Raw genomic sequence first — 25,520 nt, 5'->3', positions numbered from 1 at the left:
TCTTCTGGTCAGCTGCGGCGACTGATCGTCGGACCTTTGACGGTGTTGAACTCTGCGATCACGGTTTCGCCCCCAATGGTGCGCTGGCCGAGCGATACGCGCGGCTGACCGCCTTCGGGGACGTAGATATCCAGGCGCGAGCCGAAGCGGATAAGGCCGAAGCGCTCACCGGCATCCAGCGGTTCGTTCTGGTGCACGAAGCAGAGAATGCGCCGCGCCACGAGACCGGCGATCTGCACCACGCCAAGCTTTCCATGCTTGGTTTCGATGACCATGCCGTTACGCTCGTTGTCCACGCTCGCCTTGTCCAATTCCGCATTGATGAACTGGCCGGGGCGATAGACGATTTGCGAGACGCGGCCTCGTGCCGGTGCCCGGTTCACGTGGCAATCGAACACGTTCATGAAGACGGAGATGCGCAGCATCGGCTCCATGCCCAGATCCAGTTCTGCCGGCGGCACGACCATCTGGACAGATGAGACGCGTCCATCGGCTGGACTGATGATGATATCGTCATCCTGTGGCACGACGCGTTCCGGGTCACGGAAGAAGTAGGCGCACCACAATGTCAGAACCAGGCCGATCCAGAACAGCGGGGCGGCAATGAGGCCCAGGACGAGCGATGCCACGAAGAAGGCGATGACGAAGATATAGCCTTCCTTGTGGATCGGAACGAGCGTGTTGCGGATGGTATCGAGTAGATTGACCAAAGGTTAGTCTCCAGATTGTCCAGCTTTTGGTGCTTGGATAAGCTGACTACAGGCAAACACGCGACGGAGCAATCCGGTTCCGACTTTGGCAACAGGCCCTAACGATGAAGCGATTAACCGTGAATGTCTTATGTGGCGGGCGGTTTGCGCACCACGACGCCCATGTCATCGCTTTCTCGGACCTGCCGCAAATGCTCTTCCGCTTGCGTTGCTTCGCGCTGACGGTTCCACATTGAGGCATAAAGCCCGTTTTGCGCCAGAAGCCCTGCATGTGTGCCGCGTTCTGCAATCTGCCCGTCGCGCAATACGATGATTTCATCTGCGTTGATGACGGTTGAGAGGCGGTGCGCAATGACCAGGGTCGTGCGGTTTTTCGAAACAACGTCCAGCGCTGCCTGAATCTCCTGCTCGGTCGTGGTATCGAGCGCCGAGGTTGCCTCATCGAGGATGAGGATCGGCGGAGCTTTCAGAATGGTACGGGCAATGGCCACGCGCTGCTTTTCGCCGCCGGAAAGCTTCAGGCCGCGCTCGCCCACCATGGTCTTGAACCCGTCTGGCAGATTGCGAATGAAGGTGCCGATCTGCGCCACGTCAGCTGCCGCCAGCACCTCTTCCTCGCTGGCGGAAATACGACCGTAGCGGATGTTGTAGGCAATCGTGTCGTTGAACAACACCGTATCCTGAGGAACCATGCCAATCACGGCGCGCAGACTGGTCTGCGTCACATCACGCACATCCTGCCCATCGATCCGCACAGAGCCTTGCTGGATGTCGTAGAAGCGATAGAGCAGGCGGGAAATCGTGGATTTTCCGGCACCGGAAGGGCCGACGATGGCCACCGTTTTTCCAGCCGGAACCTCGAAGCTGACACCCTTCAGGATCGGGCGCTCCGCGTCATAGGCGAAATGAACATTGTCGAAAACAATGTGTCCCTGGGCAATCTGCAGCGGCTGGGCATTCGGCTTGTCCACCACTTCCGCCTTCACATCCAGAAGATCGAACATCTGCTCGATATCCGTCAAACCCTGGCGGATTTCGCGATAGACAAAGCCGATGAAGTTCAGCGGAACGGAAAGCTGGATCAGCAGCGCGTTGACGAAAACGAAATCGCCAATCGTTTGCTCGCCACGCTGAACCGCCAAGGCGGACAAGACCATCATGATGGTGGTGCCAAGGCCAAAGATAACGCCCTGTCCGAAGTTCAGCCAGCCGAGCGAGGTCCACACCTGTGTCGCGGCCTTTTCATAGCGCGCCATGGAAGCATCGAAGCGCTCAGCCTCCATCTTTTCGTTGCCGAAATATTTCACGGTTTCGAAATTCAGCAGCGAGTCGATGGCTTTCGTATTGGCATCGGTATCGCTGGCATTCATGGAGCGACGGATGTTGATGCGCCAATCGCTGGCGCGAATGGTGAACCAGATATAGGCCCAAACGGTGAGCGCCGTGACGGCCACATAGGTGAAGCCATAGGCCCACCAGAAAATGGCTGCAGTGAGGATGAACTCGATAAGCGTCGGCACCGAGTTGAGAATGGTGAACCGGACAATGGTTTCGATGCCCTTCGTGCCCCGTTCGATAATGCGGGAGAGGCCACCCGTCTTGCGCTCCAGATGAAAGCGAAGCGACAGCTGGTGCATATGCACGAAAGTCTTGTAGGCTAGCTGGCGCACCGCATACTGGCCTACGCTGGCAAAAAGCGAATCGCGAAGCTGGTTCAAGCCCAGCTGGATGATGCGCGTGAGATTATAGGCAATGACCAGCGCGACGGCGCCCAGCAGAAAGGCGGGCAGGATGCCTGCCATGTCTAGCTTGCCATTCAGCGCATCGGTCGCCCATTTGAAGAAATAGGGCACGCCGATGAGGACCAGCTTGGCGACAAGCAGGAAAACGGTAGCCCAGACAACCCGCGCCTTGAGGTCACGCCGCCCGGTGGGCCACATATAGGGCCAAAGGTTCACGAGGGTTTCCAGCGGGTTGCTGGAATCCGCCGAAACGGTTTTCTGTTTGTCTGCCATGCGTGCCTCCGAAAGGAGGCTCTCACTTACGCGTTGCAGAAGCGCAATTCAACGGATTGCTGCGATCCTTGTGCAATCATCGGTTTGTGCCTGTTTGACAAGCAGAAGAGACGCGCTGCCGGCCAGGGAAAAGCCCAGCGCAAGCACCATCGGACTTCCATCGTAGAAAATGCCGAGGCCCGCCGCGAACATGCTGGCAATGATGCTGGAACCAGATGCGATCAGCGACGCCCCAAGGCCCGCCACGTCTCCCAGCGAGCGCATGGCCATGGCATTGAGATTGCCGAACAAAAGCCCGATGGAGAAGAACGCGGCAAAACTGAAAACCATCAGGAGGGCAAGCGGCAGCCTCTGCTGGAGGAGCAGTGTTGTCATCAGCATCATCAGACCAGAGGCGGCAAGACCGTAAAGCGCGAACTTCGCCATGGTTTCCATGCCATGCCGCCGGACCAGTCTGGCATTGAAAAAGGACGCAAGGCCGATGCTGGAGGCCAGAATGGCGAAATAGACCGGGAAGGTGCCCTCAATTCCGTAGGCATCGAAAAAGAGATCTGCCGCTGAGCTGAGATAAATCAGCTGCGCACCAAAGATGAGGCCGGTGGCAAGAATTAGAAGGCTGACCCGCCGCGAACTCAGAATACGGTGACTGTTGCGCAAAATCATGCGGGGCTGGAAGGGGAGCCGTTGTGGGTGCGGCAGCGTTTCCGGCTGCCGCCAGAAAAGCCAGCTGGCCAGAACAGCCGCAATGAGGAGATAGGCGACGAAGAGGCTGCGCCATCCCGCAAGCGCAATCAGACCTTGGGCCAGAGCTGGCGCGATCATGGGCACAAGAATGAAGATGCTGAACATCAGCGACATGACACGTGCCATGTCGTCGCCGCCGAACTGATCGCGAATCATGGCGCGCGTGGCAATCTTCGGGCCGGAGACCCCAAGTCCTTGTAGAAAGCGACCTGCCACGATGGCTTCCATAGAGGTTGCGGTCATGGCGACCACGGTTCCCAAAGCAAAAACGACAAGGCCGAAAAGCAGGGCACGCTTGCGGCCTGCCGCATCGGCAATCGGCCCCGCCAGCAGCTCGCCGAAACCCATTCCGAAGATGAAGATCGACACGATGTGCTGCGTCGTCAGCGCCGGAGCCGCTGTCAATTCTTCCTCAATGACGCGAAGTGCTGGCAAAAGGGCATCAATGCTCAGAGCCGTCAGCGAGGTTAGCAGCGCGTAGAGCAGAACCCGCTCACCGAAGCGTGCGGGACCTGCCGTAGAGCCTTGTTCCTCTTCTCGATGGGGAATGGTCACCCCTTTTTCAGCCGTTCCCGGTGAACCTTCTCCGCCTCGGGTTCCGGCAGGGCCTCTTTCGGCACGCCGAAAATCTGCCCCGGTTGAATAATGTCCGGATTGGCGATCTGATCCTGATTGGCCAGATAGATCGTGGTGTAGCGAACACCCTGTCCGTAAACGCGGCGCGAAATCTGCCAGAGCGTATCGCCACGACGAATGATGACCGATGCCGCGTCGCTCTTGGTCAACGGCGCTTGCTCGATGGTGCGCGGGGCCGCAGACGGGGAAGCCTCTGATACCTGAGGGGCTGCGGGCGTGGTGGCCTGCGGCGCAATCGGGGTTGAGGGCAGAGTAGAGGAGGTAACGCGTGCAATCATGGCGGATAGCGTTCCAAGGTTCCGGCCCACGGCATCCACATCCTTGGGCAGTGCCTCCAGCGCGGTCAGGGCATCCGAGGCGGCCTTGATGGCCGTGGCCGCAATGGCGCTCGTATTGGCGTCCACGCCAGCTGGCAGGCGATATTCGGTGAGGGATCGCAGGGCAATCGTTACTGCAGAGCGTGCCGCGGCCACCTGTTCCATGCTGGGCTTTCCGCCATTGGCATAGAGGTTTTGTAGCAGTTGGAAAGCCTTGCCGACTTCGTTGCGCAGCTTGTCGAAGGCACCGGCATCAATCGGCGTCAAGGGGGTTCCACCCTGTTGCGAAGCGACGGCGGCAACCTGATCACCCGCAGGACGGTTGAACGGAACCTCCACCCGTACAAGCGCCTGATCCGAGGCTGTCACGTGATCCACCGCGATCTTGTGTTCGCCCACCGCCAGTTCATGCGTCCCGTCGATGACGAAACTTCCATCGGCATTTGCAGTGGTCTGGCCAAGAAGCTGGCCGTTGACATAGGCTTTAAGCCGCGCACCGGGTTTTGCAATGCCCGCCACGAAAAGCTTGTTGCCTTCCACTTCCACAGCGCTGACCTGCAAATCCGCAGAAGCGGAACCAACAGCATTCGGCGCGGCACTGGAGGTTTGGCTGGCCGCTGCCGCCTCTGTTGCCGGTTGATTGGCAGCCGGAGTGAGTGGCCGCTGGATCGTCGGATCGGCAGCAATGCGTTCCGTTTTGGCCTGGGATGCGGGAGCCTGTGATGCGGGCTTGGCCAGAATGCGGCTTGCTTCACCGGGCTTGGTGACCATGGCCAGCAGTTCGCTCTCATTGTTTTGTGGAACAGAGACCGTGGCAATTTCCTCGGAAATAACGGTTTTTCCATCCGGCGTGGTCGCCTTCAGCACCAGTTGGTGATCCCCCGGCGGCAGTGGCTTGTCGAGGATGGCGACAAACTCGCCGGCCTTGTCTGCCATGGTGCTGGCAACGGTTGTGGCTTGATCCATCACCTCGATGCGCGCGCCGGGTGCAGCGCGTCCGGCAATCACCGTGGAGCCATCCGGCTCGACACGAAGGACGTCGAATGTCGGAACCGCGAGGGTGTCAGAGGCGGTTTTGGCGGCTGTGGCCGGAGAGATCGCTTCAGCGCCGGTCTTTTCCGCCGCAGGCAGCGGGTCACGCTTGGCAGCATCGGAAGCAATCTTCTCCGAAGACGCAGAAAGTTGCTGTGGCTCAGCAGAATTTCGAGGCTGCTTTGCCGCTTCTTGAGCGCCTGTCGGTTGCGGCTTTACTTGGTTGTTTGCAGAGTTGACCGCATCGTTCGAAGGCTTATCCTCGCCCGATATTCTCGGCATGACGAAGAATACCATCAGCAGCGTTGCGATGGCGAGAACTGCAAGGGCAAGCCAGCCGGCACGATTTTTAATCATCAAAACCTCTCCTGGCGGTATTGCGCCAACGGTCCCCGATTACAGGTTTCATAGTCAGTTAACAAGGATTCGTCGGCTTTTGCACTTGCCGCAGGCTGGATTCCCCGTCACTTTTAGGCAGGCAATTTATCAATTGGAGAGTTTTGCCGCTCTCAAACCGGCGTGTAGGGCAGGGCGTGACGGAAATCATCTGCATCACGTGCCTCACACACTGCCTCGGAAGGTCCATTCGTCAGGCCTTCCGCAGATGAAATACGGAGATGCCTGTGACCATTCGTTCTATCTGCGCCTATTGCGGCTCCCAGCCTGGACGCGATCCTGACTATGTTGCGGCGGGGCGCATGCTTGGCCGATCCATCGCCACTCATGGCCTGAGGCTGGTTTATGGCGGCGGCACCAAGGGCATCATGGGTGCGGTTGCTTCCGGCGTTCTGTCGAATGGCGGCCAGGTCACCGGCATCATTCCGGAATTTCTTGTCGATATGGAGGCAACGCGGCATTCGCTGGGCCAGCTCAATGAGCTGATCATCACTCAGGATATGCATGAGCGAAAGCACAAGATGTTCGAACGGGCGGGCGCATTCGTCACCTTGCCCGGCGGCATCGGCACACTGGAGGAGATCGTTGAAATCATGACCTGGGCGCAGCTTGGCCGTCACGGCAAGCCCATGGTCTTTGCCAATATCGGCGGCTTCTGGGACCCCATGCTGGAGTTGATCGACCACATGAAGCGGCAGGGCTTCATTCATAACGCCAATCTGGTGCAGCCGCTTGTTATCGACGCTGTGGAAGACATCGTTCCGGCCATTCTGGAGGTCTGGGGTGATGAGCCGATCCAGGAAGGCCATGACGACGTGATTTCGAAACTCTGAATGAAAGGGGATCGATGTTGATACATCGATCCCCGAATCGTTCACCGGGCGCGGTAAGCGCGCATCATGGAAAGGGTGTAGATCGCCAGTGCCGACCAGATCAGGATGAAGGCGGCAAGCTTTACCAGGTTCATCGGTTCGTGGAAGACAAAGACCGCAATCAGGAAGACGATGGTTGGCGTGATGTACTGCATGATGCCGATGGTCGACAGGCGCAACATCTTGGCGGCATTCGCGTAGATCATCAGGGGCGCGGCGGTGGCAAGACCGGCTGCCGCCAGTAGCCATGCATCCAGAGCCGTCCCGTTGGTCAGGTGTCCGGATCCGTTCATCTCAAGGTAGATGACATAGGGCAAAGCCGGTACAGACAAGATCAGCACTTCAAGGAAGAATCCTTGATTGGCGCCAACCGGCAGTGTCTTGCGGAAGAAGGCATAAAAGCCCCAGCTGAAGGTGAGGGTGAGGGAAACCCAGGGGAGATGCCCTGCATCCCAGGTCAGTATGGCAACGGCTATGACAACGAGACCGATAGCCACCCTTTGCGCTGGCGCCAGTCGTTCCTTCAGCATCAACGAGCCCAGAAGGATGCTGAAAAGCGGATTGATGAAGTAGCCGAGAGCGGCTTCGATGGTGCGTCCCGCTCCGATTGCCCACACATAGGTGCACCAGTTGATCGTGATGAGCGTCGCTGTCACCGCAGCCATGACAAGCGTTCTGGGCGACCGGAAGGCTGCCTTCAAATCGGCTGTTCGGCCAATCAGCAAGAGAATGATCCCCGCAAAAGGAACCGACCAGACGACGCGGTGTGCAAGCACTTCAAAGGGGGAAATATGCGCCATGGCCTTCAGGTAGATGGGCAGAAATCCCCAGAGGCCATAGGCCGCAAGCGCGAAGGCAAAGCCCTTTGGCGAATCGCCCGTCTGTCCGGCGGGAACAGGAGTCGCATCTGTGGTGGCCATGATCTTTGCCTTTCATCAATCGCAAGGCGATGGTCTACGCCTGTGGCACAGGCGCAACCAGTTCTTTTCCGTGAAGAGTTCATGACTTCGCGTGAAGCGAGCCTTGCCGCAGGGGTTACTCTGCGGCCAGTCTTCCAGCCATGTGGCGGTTCTTCATCAGCTTGTAGACGATGGAATCGATCAGTGCCTGGAACGAAGCATCGATAATGTTTTCCGAAACGCCGACAGTCCACCAGCGCGTTCCATCGCCATCCATCGATTCGATCAGAACGCGGGTGATTGCCTCGGTGCCGCCATTGAGAATGCGGACCTTGTAATCCACCAGTTCGAGATCCTCGATTTCGCGGTTGAACTTGCCGAGATCCTTTCGCAGCGCAAGATCAAGCGCGTTGACGGGACCATCCCCTTCCGCGACAGACATGATGCGATGCCCATCGATCAGCAGGCGAACCACCGCTTCCGAAACCGTCTTGAGCTGGCCATTGGCGTCGAACCGGCGCTCCACCATGACGCGGAAGCCCTCGATATCGAAGAAATGCGGAATGCTGCCCAGCGTGCGCCGTGCCAGAAGCTCGAAGCTGGCATCCGCGCCTTCATAGGCATAGCCCTGGTTTTCCCGCTCCTTCACCAGTGAGATCAACGTGTCGAGACGCGGATCGTCCTTGGAGACATCAAGACCGATGCGCTTCAACGCGTTGAGGAAGTTTGATTTGCCTCCCTGATCGGACACCATGACCTTGCGGAAATTGCCCACACTTTCCGGCACCACATGCTCATAGGTGCGCGGGTCCTTCAGCAGCGCGGAAGCGTGAATGCCAGCTTTGGTGGCAAAGGCGGAGGAGCCCACATAGGGCGCCTGCGCGTGCGGCGAACGATTGAGCAGTTCATCGAAGGCATGCGAAAGGCGGGTCAGGTCCGAAAGCCGCTGTGTGTCGATCGAGGTCACGAAGCGGTCGGCATAGGTCTTCTTCAAGGCGAGCGTCGGAATGATCGTTACGAGATTGGCATTGCCGCAGCGCTCGCCAATACCGTTCAGGGTGCCCTGGATCTGACGTACCCCTGCTTCGACGGCGGCCAGAGAATTTGCAATCGCCTGGCCTGTATCGTCATGTGCGTGGATCCCGAGAGAGGTGCCGGGAATGCCCGCCGCAATCACGGCGGAAACGATTGTCCGAACCTCTTCCGGCTGCGTGCCGCCATTGGTATCGCACAGCACCACCCAGCGCGCGCCCGCCTCATAGGCGGTTCTGGCGCAGGCCAGCGCGTAATCCGGGTTCGCCTTGTAGCCATCGAAGAAATGCTCGCAATCGATCATGGCCTCGCGGCCCGTCTGCGTAACAGCCTGAACGCTTTCGCGAATGGACTGGAGATTTTCCTCGTTCGTGCAGCCAAGTGCGACGGCCACATGATAATCCCAGCTCTTTGCGACAAGACAGATTGCATCTGTCTTTGATTGCAGCAGTGCGGCAAGGCCCGGATCATTGGCAGCGGAAACGCCCGCCCGCTTTGTCATGCCAAAGGCGACAAACTTTGCCGCCTGTGTGCGTTTGGCAGCGAAGAAGGCCGTATCGGTGGGATTGGCGCCGGGATAGCCGCCTTCGACATAATCGATGCCGAATTCGTCCAGCATTTTCGAGATGGCGATCTTGTCTTCGACAGAAAAGTCGATGCCGGGCGTTTGCTGCCCGTCACGCAGGGTTGTGTCGAAAAGATAGATCCGTTCCATGGTCATCTCCGTGCCTTGTCAGGCAGACATAGGTTAAGCGGTCTTGCCGGCAAACCGGTCGGTTGCGCGGATCAACTGGTCCAGAATTCCGGGCTCGAGAAAGGCATGTCCTGCGCCCTCGATCAGATGGAAATCGGCCTTCGGCCAAGCCTTGTGCAGCATCCATGCGTATTTCGCCGGGCAGGGCATGTCATAGCGCCCATGAATGATGACACCGGGAATGTCCTTGAGTTTGTAAGCGTCGCGCAGCAGCTGCCCTTCTTCCATCCAACCGGCATGAACGAAGAAGTGGTTTTCGATGCGGGCGAAGGCCAGCGCATAATCGTCTTCTTCGAAGGCCGCTGAGTAATCAGGGTTGGGAAGCAGCGTAATGGTTTCGCCTTCCCACAGGCTCCAGGCGCGGGCGCATGCCATCTGCTCTTCGCGATTGTCACCAACCAATCGGCGGCGATAGGCGGCCATCATCTCATGGCGCTCGTCCTCGGGAATGGGAGCTTGAAAACGCTCCCATTTGTCCGGGAACATTTCTGAAACGCCGAACTGGTAGTACCAGTCGAGTTCAGCTTTGGTGAGGGTATAGATGCCGCGAAGAACCAGCTCCGAAACTCTCTCCGGATGCTTTTCAGCATAGGCAAGTGCCAGCGTCGAGCCCCAGGAGCCGCCGAAGACCAGCCATTTCTCCACGCCGATCATCTCGCGCAGACGCTCTATATCGGCCACCAGATGCCATGTTGTGTTGTTGTCGAGAGAGGCATTCGGCGTGCTCTTTCCGCAGCCACGCTGATCGAACAGGATCACATCATAGAGCGCCGGGTCGAACAGACGGCGCTGTGCGGGGCTGATCGTGCCGCCGGGACCGCCATGCAGGAAGACGGCCGGTTTTGCACCTTTCGTGCCGACCCGTTCCCAATAGACGCGGTGACCATCGCCTACGTCCAGAAAGCCTGTCTCGAAGGGTTCGATTTCCGGATAGAAGCTGCGAAGCTCGTTCATGTCATGCGTCCTTTGGCGGCCATTCCGCCGTATCGTGATCGGGGTGTTGCCAGCTTTCGACGGATGCCCATTTGGCATCGTATTCAGGGCTGGAAAATTTCGGTTGCTCAAATAGATGATCGATCCAGGGCAACCGCTTGTCATAGTTGACCTGAATCTCCGGCTTGATCAGTTCTGGATGGTCGAATGCCCCGATGGCAATCTCCACCCCGTCATCAGATTGATAGGTCAGCGGCGTGCCGCATTTGCTGCAAAAGCCGCGCTTCACTTTGGCCGATGAGCGAAAGAGGCTGGGCTGACCGCGCGTCCAGGTGAGATGCGCCTGATCGGCCGAAACAAGCGCGCCGAAGAAATTGCCGAACTGCTTCTGGCACATGCGGCAGTGGCAGATGGAAGGCCGTCCGAGCTTTTCGGCACGGAAACGCACCGCGCCGCATTGGCATCCTCCGGTTAAGGAACCTTCCATGACCATTCTCCTATTTCAGCGTTGCATAGGCGGTGATGCCTGCGACCAGGGCTGCAACCAGCAGGCCCTTGGCAATCAGGCCGTAGAGCAGCCATTTCGGCATACCGGTTTTGGGGTTCTGTGCGTTCACGAGCGCGGCTCCGGCCACTGATCGGTATCGTGGTCGGGATGCTGATAGGAAACAACCTCGGCGAGGAAAGGTATCTCTACCAGATCGTCATCGGTTGGATGTCCGGGCAGAATGTGCAGCCTGTCCACAAAGTCGACCTTGCCTTCGGTGCCGAACTGCTGCGTCGGTGGGAAGTCAGCGGGATGATCGAAGGCTCCTGCGGCGACCGAAAAGCCATCCGGTGCCTCATAGGTCAGCGGCGTTCCGCATTCCGCACAGAAACCACGAGACACGACATTGCTTGAGCGGAAGATTTTCCGCTCCCCGCGCGTCCACTCAAAATCGGTACCGCGCACGGAAACCAAGGGTGCGTAATAGGCACCGAAGGCTTTCTGGCACATGCGGCAGTGACAAATTGAGCTGTCCTTCAATGGGCCAGTGACGCGAAAACGTATCGCACCGCACTGGCAGCCGCCAGTGTAAACCTCACTCATACGCTCCTCCCACATGTAGTTACCGCTTCATTTCCCAAGTCGTTACGCGCTCGCCGGTGTCCTTGTCCTTGCCATCCTTCAGTTGAATGCCCTTCGATGCAAGCTCATCGCGAATCCGGTCGGCTTCCGCAAAATTCTTGGCCTTCAGCAGTTCAAGACGCATTTCCACCAGGGCATCTACACCAGCGGCAATGGCCTCATCCACTTCCGTTGGCTTCGGCAGAAGGCCAAGCAGATCGGCAGAGGCGGCAAACCGCGCCTTGGCATCGGCATCATGATGTGAAGCCTGCGCCAGCGCATGAATGGCCTGAATGGCTGCTACCGTATTCAGATCGTCTGCGAGCGGTTCCAGCACGGTTTCGCAAGGCGTGGCATGGCCAGCTTCCGCCACTGGCCACTTTGCCAGAAGTCGTTCCGCTTCCTCCAGGCGCTTGACTGAAAAATCGATCGGTTCGCGATAGTGCGTCATCAGCATGGCAAGGCGCAGAACCTCGCCCGGCCATTTGCGACCGCCGAAGGTTTCCGTTTCCAGGAGCTCGTTGATGGTGACGAAATTGCCTTCCGACTTCGACATCTTGCGGCCTTCGACCTGCACGAAGCCGTTGTGCATCCACACATTGGCCATCACATGCGTGCCGTGGGCGCAGCGCGATTGTGCAATTTCGTTCTCATGGTGCGGGAAGATCAGGTCCAGACCGCCGCCGTGGATGTCGAAGGTTTCACCCAGGTAGCGCGCACTCATGGCCGAGCATTCGATATGCCAGCCGGGACGGCCACGGCCCCAGGGGCTCTCCCAGCCAGGCTCGTTATGGCTGGAGGCTTTCCAAAGAACGAAATCGCCGGGGTTCTTCTTGTGTGCATCCACCGCAACGCGGGCACCCGCCTGCTGCTCATCCAGCGGGCGCTTGGAAAGCTGGCCGTAATCGCGCATGGACTGCGTATCAAACAGAACCTCGCCTTCCGCGACATAGGCATGGCCGCGCGCGATCAGCTTTTCAATAATCTCCACCATCTGGCGGATATTGTCCGTCGCGCGTGGCTGAACCGTAGGTTCCAGGCAGCCGAGTGCCTTTACATCCGCCTGAAACTGCTGCTCGGTTCGCTCCGTGACCTGCCGGATCGCTTCATTGAGATCGAGGCCGGGATGATCGCGCAGCGCCCGTGCATTGATCTTGTCATCCACGTCGGTGATGTTGCGGGCATAGGTCACATGCTCTGCGCCATAGACATGCCGCAGCATGCGAAACAGCACATCGAACACGATCACCGGGCGCGCATTGCCGATATGCGCAAAGTCATAAACCGTGGGACCGCACACATACATGCGCACATTGTTCGGGTCGATGGGCTGAAACTCCGCCTTTTCGCGGGTCAGTGTGTTGTGCAGCTTGAGCTTGAGGCTCATCAAAGGTCTCCCGAATACAACATGTTGACCGGCCGGAGCCGGTTCCCTTGTCTTCTTGCGTATTTCGAGAGACGAGAACGGCCGGCCAGCGAAACGCTAGCGAATAATAATCCCACAAATGATGCAGATGGCCGTGTTCATAAGGCGAAGGTTATGACCTGACCAGCGGTCCCGGTCAAGAGCATGGCAAGGCGCAAATGTTCGCTTGGCGACGTGGTGGCAGAATAAATCTTGCCCCCGGAAGTTCCCGAAGCCGATGGATATTCCCAATCTCGGGTTTCACGGCTGGAGTGGCATCTTGTCCTTGGCAGGGAAAATACCGAGGACCAGCGCACAGCCCGCGATGATCACGACGCCGCCCGCCAGTTGTGCCGCTGTGATCGGTTCATGTAGCGCCAGTGCCCCGACGAGAACCGCAATGACAGTGACCACGAACTCCACGCTGATGGCGCGTGTAGGGCCGATGCTACCGACAAGGCTGAAATAGAGCACGTAGGTCATCGCGCTCATCACGCCCGCCTGAACCAGCAGATAGAGATAGTCCTGAATTTGCGGAATGCCGGGCACGGGTACGAGAAGCAGCAGGGGCAGGGACATCAGTCCGCCGAAGAAGAAGGCGCCGATCGTCACCTCCCAGGCGCCGGTATCCCCAAGGTGGCGGTGCGCATAATTGCTGCCAAAGGCCGCGCAGAAGGTGCCAAACACCATGGCGGCGCAGCCAAGGATGAAGCTTGGCGTTACCGGAACGGCCGGAAAGCCGACCAGCATGATGATGCCGAGGGTGCCAAGCGCCAGACCGAGGATCCGGGGCGGGGTGATCATCTCCATTCCCCAGAGGCGCGCGATCAGCATGGAGAAGAGCGGGATTGTCGCGACGAAAATGGCTGCCATGGCCGTGCCAATCAGCGGCGTGGCATAGGAAAGGCCAATCAGTTGACCGGCCACGGTTGTTGCGCCCACCACAGCAAGCGGCTTCCAGCGGCTGCCGAAACTGAGCTTACGCCCCGTGAGGCGCGCCAGAACCAGCAGGATGGCGCCAGCCAGAAGGCAGCGGAAGGTGACCGAGCCAACCCAGCCGAAGGCCGCGATGACGTGCAGAAGCAGCAGGAAAGAGAGCCCCCAGGCGACCGATAGAAAGATGTAGATGAGAAGGTCGCGAGGGCGCATGGCAAGAACTTTGAAAACAGCCGAACCTATTCCGGCAGACGATAATCAACGAACTTATTCTCGCGCACCACATAAAGACGTCCACTTTCCGTCATTTCCGGTGCGCAGAGCGGCAACAGTTTTTCCGCAACCTCGGATGGGTGAGGGAGTGTGTCTGGGTCTTCGCCCGGCATGGCTTGCGCGCGCATGGCTGTGCGTGTTGCGCCGGGATTCACATTGTTGATGCAAAGCCTGGTGTGTTTTGTTTCCGCCGCCCAGGTGCGCCCCAGCATTTCCACGGCTGCCTTGGAAGCAGCATAGGCACCCCAGAAGGGTCGTGCATCATTGGCAACGCTGGAGGAAAGCAGGATGGCGCGCCCCGCATCGGATTTCAGCAGCAGAGGCTCGACAGAGCGGATGAGGCGCCAGGTGGCGGTCACATTGGTCAGCATCACCTTGTCGAAAACTTTGGCCTCGATATGGCCAACAGGTGAGATGACGCCCAGAACGCCCGCATTGGCGACCAGAATATCAAGCTTGCCCCAGCGCTCGAAAATGGAAGCGCCGAGCCGGTCTATGGCTGCCATATCGGCAAGATCGAAGGGAACGAGCGTGGCCGTGCCGCCAGCCGCCTGAATCTGGTCGTCCAGTTCTTCCAGCCCGCCAACGGTTCTGGCGCAGGCAACCACATGTGCGCCTGCCTTGGCCAGAGCCAGTGCCGTGAAATAGCCGATGCCCCGCGACGCGCCGGTAACCAGCGCGAGCCTTCCCTTCAGATCGATGCTCATATCCGTCCCACTATGAATGGACCGGCGAACTGTAGCCGCCGGTCGAATGGCCCCAGGTCTCAGCCGTTGCTGGCCAGAACCGAGACCTTCCGTCCCATTGTCTCTGCTGCCTTGTCAAGCAGCCGCGTGGGATACTCGCCGGTAAAGTAGTGGTCGGTAAACTGCGGACGCGCCGGGTTGCGATCCTCACCACCCACGGCACGGTAGAGGCCGTTGATGGAGATGAACTGGAGGGAGTCCGCGCCGATGTAACGGCACATGGCTTCCACGCCATCATACTGGTTGGCAAGAAGCTTTTCCGCGTCCGGCGTGTCGATGCCGTAGAAATCCGGGTGGAAAATCATCGGGCTGGCAACGCGCAGATGTACCTCTGCGGCACCGGCATCCCGGATCATCTGGACAATCTTCAGCGAGGTTGTGCCGCGCACGATGGAATCGTCCACCAGCACCACGCGCTTGCCTTCGATCATCGCCCGGTTGGCGGAATGCTTCAGCTTCACGCCAAAGGCGCGAATCTGCTGCGTCGGCTCGATGAAGGTGCGGCCAACATAATGGTTGCGGATGATGCCGTATTCAAAGGGAATGCCGCTTTCCTGCGCATAACCGAGTGCCGCTGGCGTGCCACCATCCGGCACCGGAACGACCACATCGGCCTCAACCGGGGCTTCCTTGGCCAGATTGATGCCCATATTCTTGCGGGCGACGTAAACGCTGCGACCGCCGACGACCGAATCCGGGCGGGCGAAATAGACATATTCGAACAGGCAGAGGCGCTCCGGCTGGGCGGTCGGCGACTTGCGCGCATCGATCTCGATAGACCCGTCCGGCTGGATTTCGCAGATGATGATTTCGCCATTCTCGACGTCGCGAACAAATTTTGCGCCGATGATGTCGAGTGCGCAGGTTTCCGAGCAGAAGATCGGCTTGCCGTCCAGCTCGCCCATGACCAGCGGACGAATGCCCGTGGGATCGCGTGCGGCAATCAGCTTCGTGCGCGTCAATGCCAGCATCGAATAGCCGCCTTCCATCTGGCGGATCGCATCGATGAAGCGGTCCGTCGTGGAAGTGTAGCGCGAGCGGGCGATGAGGTGCAGCACCACTTCCGTATCAGACGTGGACTGACAGATAGCGCCACCGGCGATCAGCTGGCGACGGAGCGTCAGGCCATTGGTGAAGTTGCCGTTATGGGCAACGGCAATGCCACCCACTTCCAGCTCGGCGAACAGCGGCTGAACATTGCGAAGAGCGACTTCGCCAGTTGTCGAATAGCGCGTGTGGCCGATGGCCATGTTGCCCGGAAGCTTCGCCAGCGTCGCCGGGTTCGTGTAGTGGTCTCCGACAAGGCCCATATGCTTTTCGGTGTGGAACTGCGTTCCGTCGAAAGAGACGATGCCCGCTGCTTCCTGGCCGCGATGCTGCAGGGCGTGCAGACCAAGCGCTGTCAGGGTTGCCGCGTCCGGGTGGCCGAGAATGCCGAACACGCCACATTCTTCATGCAGTGTGTCACCGTCCAGATCGTAAAATGCATCATGCGTCACCGGCTGATTCATGTCTGCAGGTCCTTGCCGTACCGGAAGAAAAACTAAAATAGGCCGGTTGATTTGTTCAATTGAACCACAGCCGGCCTGCTGTTCATGCCTATATCACAGATGAAGGTCCTTGGCTTCCCTCAGAACTCCAAGTTCGCGTCAATTATTTGTCACAGTTGAATTCGGTGCGTCATCAGACGGTGCGGCTTCGCTGTTCTTGGCATCGCCATGGCCGAGAATGCGCGCACGGATCTGAGGTTCGATATCTGTCGGCAGAACCGCTTCGAGCCGCCCCACAAGCGTATCGAGGAAGGGCTTGGATTTTGCCTGGGTGACCCATGCCGGCTGTGAGCGTACATCCACCAGCCAGTTCCAGAAGGCAACGGCAACCACGAGCAGAAGAATGCCGCGTGCTGCGCCAAAGAGGAAGCCGAGGGTGCGGTCCAGCGCGCCGATGCGGCTGTCGATAATGAAATCGGCGATGCGGCTCGTGATGAAGGTAATGATGATCAGCGCAACCAGGAAGATGACGGCGGCAGAGCCCGCGAGTGCGAGACGGTCATCGGCCGTGTAGTTCTTCGCGTATGGCAAAAGCATCGGGTAGAGATAATAGGCGGCTGCCAGCGAACCAGCCCAGCTGGCAATGGACAGCACCTCGCGTGAAAAACCCCGAACCATGGCGAGCACGGCGGAGAAAAGTGTGACGCCGAGGACAATGCCGTCGAAAATCGTGATGGGCATAGATCATCTACTCCAAGACTTTTCGGTCCCGCGACGGCGGGAGAATGCGGTTGGCCCTACCGGATGCTGCGAAAAAGGCAAGAGGTTTTGCGCTTTTCTTACAACAGCGGGCAATGCTGTGGAAGATCAATCCTCCTCAGCCTGCTTTCCAAGTTTGCGCGCAGACCCCGCGATCTGCACCACGAGGTCGGGTAATCCCTCGATTTCGAACAAGCCCTTGCGCCCAGCTTTCGGCAATTCTGTGGAGGATGCGGGCAATGTCGCCCGCGCAAAGCCGAGTTTCTCCGCCTCCTTCAATCGCTGCGCGGTTTGCGAAACAGGTCGCACAGCGCCAGAGAGGCTAACCTCGCCGAAATAGACGCAATCGGCGGGTAGGGCAGTGTTCGCAAGGGAGGAAACGAGGGCGGCAGCGACGGCCACATCGGCGGCCGGTTCGGAAATACGATAGCCGCCCGCGACATTCAGATACACATCGTGCTGGCCAAGCTTCACGCCGCAATGGGCTTCGAGCACCGCAAGGATCATCGATAGACGGGAGGAGTCCCAGCCAACGACCGCGCGCCGTGCCGTTCCCAGAGAGGTGGGCGCCACGAGTGCCTGAACTTCCACCAGAACGGGGCGTGTGCCCTCCATGCCGGCAAAGACCGCAGCGCCGGGAGCCTTGGTATTGCGTTCGCCGAGGAAAAGCTCGGACGGGTTGGAAACCTCGCGCAAGCCCTTGTCCGACATCTCGAACACGCCGATTTCATCGGTCGGGCCGAAGCGGTTCTTCACGGTTCTCAGAATACGGTAATGGTGGCCCCGGTCGCCTTCGAAGTAAAGAACGGCATCCACCATATGCTCGACCACGCGCGGGCCGGCGATCTGACCTTCCTTGGTAACGTGGCCGACAAGAACCATGGCGGCGCCTGTCTGCTTGGCAAAGCGGATCATGGCCTGCACGCCGGTTCGAACCTGGGTCACTGTGCCGGGTGCCGAATCGACGATGTCGCTCCACAAGGTCTGGATCGAATCGATGATTACGAGGTCCGGCCTTTTGCCCTCTGCAAGCGTGGCCAGGATATCCTCGACATTGGTTTCCGCAGCCAGAAGGACATCGGAGGATGCAGCGCCCAGGCGTTGTGCGCGAAGCCGCACCTGCGCCACGGCTTCTTCGCCGGAAACATAGATGATGCGGTGCCCGCGCCGTGACAGCGCTGCTGCCGCCTGCATGAGAAGGGTGGATTTGCCGATGCCGGGGTCGCCTCCCACCAGCACGGCCGATCCGCGCACGAAGCCACCGCCGGTCACACGGTCCAGTTCGCCAATCCCCGTCTGTACCCGCGGCGCTTCCTCCGTTTCGCCCGATAGCGTCGTCAGGGCGACAGCCCGCCCCTTCTTCGGGGTCTTGCCGGGACCGCCGCCGATGCCGCCCATCGGGTCGTCTTCAATAATGGTGTTCCAATCGCCGCAGCCATCGCATTTGCCCGCCCAGCGGGTGTGAACCGTGCCGCAGTTCTGGCAGATGAATTGGGTCTTGCTTTTGGCCATCTGAACGCGTCCTCAATGTGGGGAAGCATGATCGCGCGCCGCGGATGATCCCGTTTTGTTCTGCATATAGCCGTGACTCGCCCGCGCTGCAAGTCTCGCCGCTTTGTGGGTTCAGACGGATTCAGAGTGAGGCTTCTTCACCGATATAGCGTCGTTCGTGGCGCAGGCCGATGCTGGTCAGCAATTCATAGCCGATCGAGCCGCCGGCGCGGGCCACTTCATCGAGGGCCAGGTTCGGTCCGAAGAGTTCGATGTAATCGCCCGCCCGCAAGGCTGCCTCCGGCAGATCGGACGCGTCGAAAACAGTGAGGTCCATGGTGATGCGCCCCACGACAGGCAGCCGGAAACCGTTGAAGAAGCCGACTGCGCCCTGCGGCACGGCCTGACGTAACGGAATGCCCGCACCGGAAAGAGACCGAAGATAGCCATCCGCATAGCCAACGGAGGCAATGGCCAGGCGGCTGTCGCGGGTCAACCGATGTGCTCCGCCATAGCTCACGGTTTCGCCTGCAGGTGCATTGCGAAGTTGAAGAATGCGCGCTTCTGCCTTTGCCACAGGCCGCATCGGGTTCTTGATGCCCCCCGTTGCCTCGCCGCCATAGAGCGCGATGCCGGGCCGCGTGAGATCGAAGTGATAGTCTGAGCCGAGAAAGATCCCGGCGGAAGCCGAAAGGCTTCTATCAATGCCTTCAAAAGCCTGTGTAACCTGTTGGAAGGAATCGAGTTGTGCGCGGTTCTGTGGATCGTTCGGCGTGTCGGCGCTGTGAAGATGCGAGAGGATGAGGACCGGATCGAAGCTGGCGGGACGCGAGACATCGTGTGCCAGTGCTATGGCCTCTTCCGGCCGGATGCCAAGCCGGTTGAAACCCGTATCGACCTGAAGCGCGCAAGGATAGGGGCCGATTTCGGCAATCAGCGACATCCAGAAGGCCAGTTGCTCTTCGCTGGCCAGAACCGGCACCAGATCATTTTCAAGGAAGAGCCGCTCCTGCCCCGGCCAGATGCCCGAGAGGACGAAAATGCGGGCCTCCGGTGCATAGGCGCGCAGCGTTGCCCCTTCCGATGGAACTGCCACGAAGAAGTCGCGTGCGCCTGCTTCGTAAAGGGTCAGCCCGCAATCCTCTATGCCGAGACCATAGGCATCTGCCTTGACCACCGCCCCTGCGCGCGCCTTGCCGGAGCGGCGGGCCAGATCCTGCCAGTTTTCGGCAAGTGCCTGGAGATCAACGGTCAACCGAACCGGCGCCGTATCGAAGGCATCCATCTCCGGCAGGTCGTCATAGAGTTCGGTCATGGTCCATTCCCTTGTGCTTTTCGGCGCGACCCTATCACTTTTGTTCAAGAGGATCATAACGATCCGGACTATTCTTCATTCATGCACAATGTTTCGCAGCAAGAGAATTTAGGGGCTGCCGCTTGTCTTGACGAAACGGGAGCGGAAGGTTGTCGGGCTGATGCCCAGTTGCTTGCGAAAATGATGGCGCAGCGTATGGGCGGACGCGAAGCCCGCACCTCTTGCCACCTCTTCCATTGCAACTTCCCCTTGGCAAAGAAGTTGCTTTGCAGCCTCAAGGCGTTCATTGGCCAACCATTCGCCGGGAGCACTGCCGGTGGCTTCCGTAAATCGGCGAATGAAGGTGCGCTCGCTCATGCAGCAGAGATCTGCCATGCGCCGGATCGTCCAGTTCGCAGAGAGATCATTGCGCACCTGATCGAGGATAGGGCCAATCTCTGTACCCGGTCGAATGGCAACAGGGCGCTCAAGAAATTGCGCTTGGCCGCCGTTGCGATGGGCAGGCATGACAAGACGTCGTGCAACGGAGTTTGCGGCGGATGGGCCGAAGTCCTGCCGGACGATCTCGATCAGAAGGTCGATACCGGCCGCGCTGCCCGCTGCCGTGAACAGCCGCTCGTGAATGTGGTAGAGGGAGGACTCATCAACGCTGATCGACGGGTAGGCACAGCGAAGAGCCTCAGCATATCGCCAGTGGGTCGCAGCTTTCGCGCCATTCAGCAAACCGGTCGCGGCCAGAACGAAAGCACCGGAGCAGAGGGAAACAAGCCGCGCTCCCCGACGATAGGCTGCGCGCAGTCGTTCACAGAGTTCTGGCGGTACAGGCTCATCCACCCCGCGCCAACCCGGCACGACAACCAAATCGGCCTGATCTATCAGTTCCATGCCGCCATCTGAGGAAACGGTGAGATGACCATGAGCACGCAACGGTCCCGGTTCAATGGCGGCGCTGGCAAAGCGGTACCAATCCGGCCCAAGCTCTGGCCGCGAAAGCCCGAAGACTTCGCAGGCTATTCCAAATTCGAAGGTACAAAGACCATCATAAACGAGGACGACGACGAGCGGTCCATTTGTTGGCGTGTGAAGCTTTGGCATGATCTGTACGCATATTGTCAATCCTGCCAATTGGCAATGCTGCGTCTTTACCGGAATGTCAGCTGATCCCATCGATACGGAGATTTGCGATGACCTATGTGACTGACATTCCACCCGCGCCAAGCGAATTGGCAAAGGAGCATTTTGCCGCGAGCCTGGCCTTCGAAACCGATTGTTGGGATGTACAGGATGCCTTGAGCAAGGGAGCTGATTTCGTGCTCCTGGATGTGCGTAGTCCAGCCCTTTACGCGAGGGGGCATGTGCCAGGCGCGATCAACCTGCCGCATGGCAAGATCACAGCGCGCAAGATGGCGGAATGGCCACCGGAAACGGTATTCGTTACCTATTGCGCCGGTCCGCACTGCAACGGTGCCGCCCGTGGTGCCCTTCGTCTTGCCGAACTGGGGCGCCCCGTAAAACTGATGGCGGGAGGGATAACCGGCTGGCTGGATGAGGGATTTACGCTCGCTTCCAGCGATGCGCCTTAAATGAGAAGCCCCGCTTGGCGGGGCTCTGTTAAAATCAGTGTTCTTCGTATTGAATGAAGCTCGGGTCGGCCAGATCCGCAAATCGGGTGTATTCAGACTGGAAGGCGAGCTTGACGGTGCCGGTCGGTCCGTGACGCTGCTTGGCGATGATCACGTCCGCCGTCCCCTTCACCTTGTCCATATGGGCTTCCCATTCCGGATACTTCGGATCGTTCGGATCGCGCGGCTCGAGGTTCTTCACGTAATATTCCTCGCGGAACACGAAGAGCACCACGTCGGCGTCCTGCTCGATCGAGCCCGATTCGCGAAGGTCGGAAAGCTGCGGGCGTTTGTCTTCGCGGTTTTCCACCTGACGGGAGAGCTGAGACAAGGCGATGATCGGAACGTTCAGTTCCTTGCCGAGCGCCTTCAGACCCGTGGTGATCTGCGTCACTTCCTGCACGCGGTTCTCGCCGGACTTGCCGGAGCCGGTCATGAGCTGAATATAGTCGACCACGATGACATCGAGGCCGCGCTGGCGCTTCAGGCGCCGGGCACGGGCTGAAAGCTGCGCAATCGAGATGCCGCCGGTCTGGTCGATATAGAGCGGTACCTTCTGCATCATCTGGCTGCAGGCGACGAGCTTCTCGAAATCGGCCTCGGTAATGTCACCGCGACGGATCTTGGAGGAGGAGACTTCCGTCTGCTCGGAAATGATACGGGTGGCGAGCTGCTCGCCGGACATTTCGAGCGAGTAGAAGCCGACGACGCCGCCATTTTTTGCCTTGAAAGAGCCATCCGGCAGGACTTCAGGCTCATAGGCGGCGGCAATATTGTAGGCAATATTGGTGGCAAGCGAGGTCTTACCCATGCCGGGTCGTCCTGCAAGCACGATCAAGTCGGAGCGCTGCAATCCGCCCATCTTGTTATCCAGCGACGAGATGCCGGTGGAAATGCCGGAGAGATGGCCATCACGCTCGAAAGCCTGTCCGGCCATATCGATGGCCTGAGCCACCGCATCGGAGAAGGACTGGAAGCCGCCATCGTAACGGCCTGTCTCCGCAAGCTCGAACAGGCGGCGCTCGGTGTCTTCGATCTGCGCCTGGGGCGGCATGTCGAGCGGCGCGTCATAGGCGATGTTGACCATGTCCTCGCCGATGGTGATCAGCGCGCGGCGCAGCGCGAGATCGTAAATCGCCCGCCCATAATCTTCCGCGTTGATGATGGTGACCGCCTCACCGGCGAGACGCCCCAGATATTGCGCCAGCGTCAGGTCGCCAACCTTCGTATCGGCGGGGAGGAAGGTCTTGATGGTGACCGGATGAGCAATCTTGCCCATGCGGATAATGTCGCCCGCGACCTCGAAGATCTTGCGGTGCAGGGGTTCGTAGAAGTGGCCCGGCTTCAGAAAATCCGAGACGCGATAATAGGCATCGTTGTTGACGAGGATCGCGCCCAGCAATGCCTGCTCGGCCTCGAGATTGCTCGGAGCCTCGCGATAATGCGGTTCGTTGGAGAGAGCGGGCGCAACCTTGCGCGCGGCTTCATTCATGGTTTCGATCCCATTCGTTCATGTCATGCGTGACGGCACCTTAGGCGCAGACGGCAGTGGAAAACAGGCAGCATATGGCCACCCACATTGATTCACAGGCAAAACAGCCGAAAAGCCGGAATTTACGTCGCTACCCGCAGTTTTCCATTGACTGTGACACCGCCCGAATCACCAAGGCACCCCTTGATTATAAGGCTTTTCAGGCGTCGGAGGACGCCCGGTGCCGCACATGTTAGCATTTTTGCATAGCTGAAGTGTTCGAGACACGCTTGAACAGGATTGCGGGGTGGACTAAGTAGGGTTCAAATAGTTAGCAACCTAATTATAAGGCGAAGTGATCAATGTCCCGCAGCACATTGAATGAACGGCTGTTTGACGAGATGTCGGCCTTCAATCGCCGCTTACGCGCCCTGTTCGATATGCGCGCGCGGGAGAGTGGCTTGACGCTGGCCCGTGCGCGGACCTTGTTTGCCCTCAGCCGTCGCGGCAGGCTCTCGCAGAAAGATCTGGCGCAAGAGCTGGAGATCGAGACGCCGACCCTCGTGCGTGTTCTCGACGGGCTGGAAAAGCAGAGCCTGATCGAAAGGCGGGCAGGGGATGCGGACCGTCGTGTGAAGGAAATTCACGTGACGCCGGAAGGCGAGGCGGTCGGTCAAAAGGTACAGGAACTCGCTCGCACTCTTCGCAGCCAGCTCGTGGAAGGCATTCCCGAGCAGGATCTTGAGATTGCTCTGCGCGTTCTCTTGCAACTGAACCGAAACCTCGCCGTTTCCAGTGCCGAGGAGCAGAATTGATGAGCACGGCCTTACCCATTCCACACGAAAACGGCGTCACGCAGGAAAAGCGGGACGGGGCTGAGGCTGCCGTGCAGGAGAATGCGCCACCGGCCGGGCAGGGTCCGTCTGTGCTGCGTCCGCGTGGTTTGCCGCAGCAGCCCGTGCCGCTTGAAGAGCGGCCCACCTGGCTGACGCTTGCCTATATTGCCTCTGGCCTGCTGATGTTCCTGACACAGGGGCTTGGCATGAACATCGTGTCGGCCAATATCTATCAGCTGCAAGGCACATTCTCCGCGACCGTCGCAGAAGTTGCCGCGCTGTCTGCTGCTTACATGGCACCCTATGCCAGCCTGTCGCTCGCCCTGTTCAAAATCCGCGTCCAGTATGGCCTGCGGCCCTTTGCTGAACTCAGTATCGGGGCCTTCGTTCTGGCGTCCTGCCTCAACCTCTTTGTCACGGATATGCATTCGGCGCTGGTGGTGCGCTTCGTCAGCGGCATGGCTGCGGCCCCGCTGTCTTCACTCGGTTTTCTCTATATCCTGGAGGCTTTCCCGCCCCAGAAGAAGCTCACGATTGGCCTCAGCATTGCCCTGACAGGAACGCTTCTGGCTGCGCCCGTCGCACGGATCATTTCCCCCGGCCTGCTGGATATAAACGGCTACCACACCCTCTATACGATGGAGCTGGGGCTGGCACTGATCGCCTTGCCGATCATTTATCTCCTGCCGCTCACGGCACCACCGCGTGTGAAGGCCATCGAGCGCATGGATATCTTCACCTATCTTCTGCTGGCGCTCGGCCTTGGGGCATTCGCCGTGTTCTTCACGCTCGGACGCTTCTACTGGTGGTTCGAAGCTCCATGGCTTGGCCAGTTGCTGGCCGTATCGGTTGCGTCTCTCACTCTGTTTGCTGTCATTGAGCTGCATCGCAAGAACCCATTGCTCGATCTGCGCTGGATTTTCAGCTGGCCCAATCTGCACCTCGCCGGAGTGCTGATCGTCTTTCGCGCCGTGACGGCTGAGCAATCCAGCACAATGGTGGGTTTCATGCAGCAGTTGGGTATTCAGAATGAGCAGATGAGCCTGCTGTTCACATGTATCCTGCTTGCCACCTTGGCCGGTGGCGCGGCCTGCGCCCTCTTCATGTCCAGGCAATATCAGGGGACTGCCCATGTGATTGCGCTCTCCATGATCGCTGTCGGCGCATTCATGGACAGCCAGTCCAACAACCTTACCCGACCAGAGCAATTTTATCTAAGCCAATCCTTCATTGCTTTTGGTGCCGCCATGTTCCTGCCGCCGGTGATGGCACGGGGATTTGGGGCGGCGATACAAAAGGGACCGCCCTATCTGGTGAACTTCATCGCCATCTTTCTGTTCACGCAGATTAGCGGTTCTGTCATCGCGACCGGGCTTCTGGGCACACTCGTGACGATTCGCGAGAAATTCCACTCCAGCGTTCTGGTCGAGAACATTCTTCTCACGGACCCGGATGTCGTCCAGCGCGTCGGCCAGCTGTCTGGTGCATATGCAAAGGCACTGACAGACAAGACCCTGTTGAATGCGGAGGGGCTTGCCCTCTTGGGGCAACAGGTTTCCCGCGAGGCCTATATCCTTGCCTACAATGACACCTTCTTGCTGATCGGCTTTGCAACCGTCCTGGCCCTTCTGGCTCTCATCCTTCACCTCGCCTTTGACCGGATCAAAGCCTGGGCTGCAACGCGGCATGCCCAAGGCGATGCGATTGCCAATCATCAGGTATAAACTC

General features: G+C 59.0%; 22 protein-coding genes. 4 read left to right on the top strand and 18 right to left on the bottom strand.

Features of this window, described 5'->3' with window-relative positions; translation table 11 throughout:
• Positions 1–8: 8 nt before the first annotated feature.
• The 4 genes from ACFSE1_RS12010 to ACFSE1_RS11995 form a co-directional block, all read right to left on the bottom strand.
• Positions 9–710: a phosphatidylserine decarboxylase gene (locus ACFSE1_RS12010; RefSeq protein WP_377401336.1), complete on the bottom strand. Its 702-nt coding sequence runs from the start codon at positions 708–710 to the stop codon at positions 9–11.
• Between the two features lie 128 nt (positions 711–838).
• Positions 839–2,725, bottom strand: coding sequence for an ABCB family ABC transporter ATP-binding protein/permease (locus ACFSE1_RS12005; protein WP_377401333.1), 1,887 nt, complete (start codon positions 2,723–2,725; stop codon positions 839–841).
• 48 nt (positions 2,726–2,773) lie between these two features.
• Positions 2,774–4,024 carry a multidrug effflux MFS transporter gene (locus ACFSE1_RS12000; RefSeq protein ID WP_377401330.1) on the bottom strand — a complete coding sequence of 417 codons (1,251 nt, stop codon included), beginning with the start codon at positions 4,022–4,024 and terminating at the stop codon, positions 2,774–2,776.
• Positions 4,021–5,811, bottom strand: a complete 1,791-nt coding sequence (locus ACFSE1_RS11995; RefSeq protein WP_377401327.1) for a LysM peptidoglycan-binding domain-containing protein — start codon at positions 5,809–5,811, stop codon at positions 4,021–4,023. The genes ACFSE1_RS12000 and ACFSE1_RS11995 overlap by 4 nt, the downstream gene beginning before the upstream one ends.
• A 260-nt stretch (positions 5,812–6,071) precedes the next feature.
• On the opposite strand from ACFSE1_RS11995, the gene ACFSE1_RS11990 reads away from it, so the two are divergent.
• Entirely contained in the window at positions 6,072–6,683 is a 612-nt protein-coding gene (locus ACFSE1_RS11990) for an LOG family protein (RefSeq protein ID WP_377401324.1), read from the top strand.
• Between the two features lie 41 nt (positions 6,684–6,724).
• Here the strand turns inward: ACFSE1_RS11990 and rarD are convergent, their stop codons facing one another.
• The 13 genes from rarD to ftrA form a co-directional block, all read right to left on the bottom strand.
• Entirely contained in the window at positions 6,725–7,642 is a 918-nt protein-coding gene (rarD, locus tag ACFSE1_RS11985) for an EamA family transporter RarD (protein ID WP_377401321.1), read from the bottom strand.
• Positions 7,643–7,757: 115 nt separating this feature from the next.
• Positions 7,758–9,374: a citramalate synthase gene (cimA, locus tag ACFSE1_RS11980; protein WP_377401318.1), complete on the bottom strand. Its 1,617-nt coding sequence runs from the start codon at positions 9,372–9,374 to the stop codon at positions 7,758–7,760.
• A gap of 27 nt (positions 9,375–9,401) precedes the next feature.
• The gene (gene pip, locus ACFSE1_RS11975) at positions 9,402–10,361 is read right to left on the bottom strand and encodes a prolyl aminopeptidase (protein ID WP_377401315.1); all 960 of its coding nucleotides are present in this window, start codon (positions 10,359–10,361) and stop codon (positions 9,402–9,404) included.
• A gap of 1 nt (position 10,362) precedes the next feature.
• A complete protein-coding gene (locus tag ACFSE1_RS11970; protein ID WP_377401312.1) occupies positions 10,363–10,827 on the bottom strand; it encodes a GFA family protein in 465 nt (154 codons plus the stop codon).
• A 126-nt stretch (positions 10,828–10,953) separates the two neighbouring features.
• Positions 10,954–11,430, bottom strand: coding sequence for a GFA family protein (locus tag ACFSE1_RS11965; protein ID WP_377401309.1), 477 nt, complete (start codon positions 11,428–11,430; stop codon positions 10,954–10,956).
• A 19-nt stretch (positions 11,431–11,449) separates the two neighbouring features.
• The gene (cysS, locus tag ACFSE1_RS11960) at positions 11,450–12,835 is read right to left on the bottom strand and encodes a cysteine--tRNA ligase (RefSeq protein ID WP_377401306.1); all 1,386 of its coding nucleotides are present in this window, start codon (positions 12,833–12,835) and stop codon (positions 11,450–11,452) included.
• A 279-nt stretch (positions 12,836–13,114) separates the two neighbouring features.
• Complete coding sequence (locus tag ACFSE1_RS11955) at positions 13,115–14,002, bottom strand: DMT family transporter (RefSeq protein WP_377401302.1); 888 nt, start codon at positions 14,000–14,002, stop codon at positions 13,115–13,117.
• Positions 14,003–14,028: 26 nt separating this feature from the next.
• A complete protein-coding gene (locus tag ACFSE1_RS11950) occupies positions 14,029–14,769 on the bottom strand; it encodes an SDR family NAD(P)-dependent oxidoreductase (RefSeq protein ID WP_377401299.1) in 741 nt (246 codons plus the stop codon).
• 59 nt (positions 14,770–14,828) lie between these two features.
• Positions 14,829–16,319 carry an amidophosphoribosyltransferase gene (gene purF, locus ACFSE1_RS11945; RefSeq protein ID WP_377401296.1) on the bottom strand — a complete coding sequence of 497 codons (1,491 nt, stop codon included), beginning with the start codon at positions 16,317–16,319 and terminating at the stop codon, positions 14,829–14,831.
• 138 nt (positions 16,320–16,457) lie between these two features.
• Positions 16,458–17,039 carry a CvpA family protein gene (locus ACFSE1_RS11940; RefSeq protein ID WP_377401293.1) on the bottom strand — a complete coding sequence of 194 codons (582 nt, stop codon included), beginning with the start codon at positions 17,037–17,039 and terminating at the stop codon, positions 16,458–16,460.
• Between the two features lie 126 nt (positions 17,040–17,165).
• The gene (gene radA, locus ACFSE1_RS11935) at positions 17,166–18,569 is read right to left on the bottom strand and encodes a DNA repair protein RadA (RefSeq protein WP_377401290.1); all 1,404 of its coding nucleotides are present in this window, start codon (positions 18,567–18,569) and stop codon (positions 17,166–17,168) included.
• A gap of 121 nt (positions 18,570–18,690) precedes the next feature.
• Entirely contained in the window at positions 18,691–19,863 is a 1,173-nt protein-coding gene (gene alr / locus ACFSE1_RS11930) for an alanine racemase (protein ID WP_377401287.1), read from the bottom strand.
• A 108-nt stretch (positions 19,864–19,971) separates the two neighbouring features.
• Positions 19,972–20,958, bottom strand: a complete 987-nt coding sequence (ftrA, locus tag ACFSE1_RS11925; RefSeq protein ID WP_377401284.1) for a transcriptional regulator FtrA — start codon at positions 20,956–20,958, stop codon at positions 19,972–19,974.
• An 89-nt stretch (positions 20,959–21,047) separates the two neighbouring features.
• Here ftrA and ACFSE1_RS11920 point away from each other — a divergent pair, with 89 nt between their 5' ends.
• Positions 21,048–21,446, top strand: a complete 399-nt coding sequence (locus tag ACFSE1_RS11920) for a rhodanese-like domain-containing protein (protein WP_377401281.1) — start codon at positions 21,048–21,050, stop codon at positions 21,444–21,446.
• A gap of 34 nt (positions 21,447–21,480) precedes the next feature.
• Here the strand turns inward: ACFSE1_RS11920 and ACFSE1_RS11915 are convergent, their stop codons facing one another.
• On the bottom strand, positions 21,481–22,977 hold the full coding sequence (locus ACFSE1_RS11915; RefSeq protein WP_377401278.1) for a replicative DNA helicase: 1,497 nt from the start codon (positions 22,975–22,977) through the stop codon (positions 21,481–21,483).
• 341 nt (positions 22,978–23,318) lie between these two features.
• Here ACFSE1_RS11915 and ACFSE1_RS11910 point away from each other — a divergent pair, with 341 nt between their 5' ends.
• Together ACFSE1_RS11910 and ACFSE1_RS11905 are read left to right on the top strand one after the other, a co-directional pair.
• The gene (locus tag ACFSE1_RS11910) at positions 23,319–23,771 is read left to right on the top strand and encodes a MarR family winged helix-turn-helix transcriptional regulator (protein WP_377401275.1); all 453 of its coding nucleotides are present in this window, start codon (positions 23,319–23,321) and stop codon (positions 23,769–23,771) included.
• Positions 23,771–25,516, top strand: a complete 1,746-nt coding sequence (locus tag ACFSE1_RS11905; RefSeq protein WP_377401272.1) for an MFS transporter — start codon at positions 23,771–23,773, stop codon at positions 25,514–25,516. The genes ACFSE1_RS11910 and ACFSE1_RS11905 overlap by 1 nt, the downstream gene beginning before the upstream one ends.
• Positions 25,517–25,520: the final 4 nt, after the last annotated feature.

Origin of the sequence: Affinirhizobium helianthi (genome assembly GCF_042680945.1) — a bacterium.
GTDB lineage: Bacteria > Pseudomonadota > Alphaproteobacteria > Rhizobiales > Rhizobiaceae > Neorhizobium > Neorhizobium helianthi.
The sequence above is the reverse complement of the archived record's forward strand: the minus strand, read 5'-3'. Positions and strand labels throughout refer to the sequence as shown.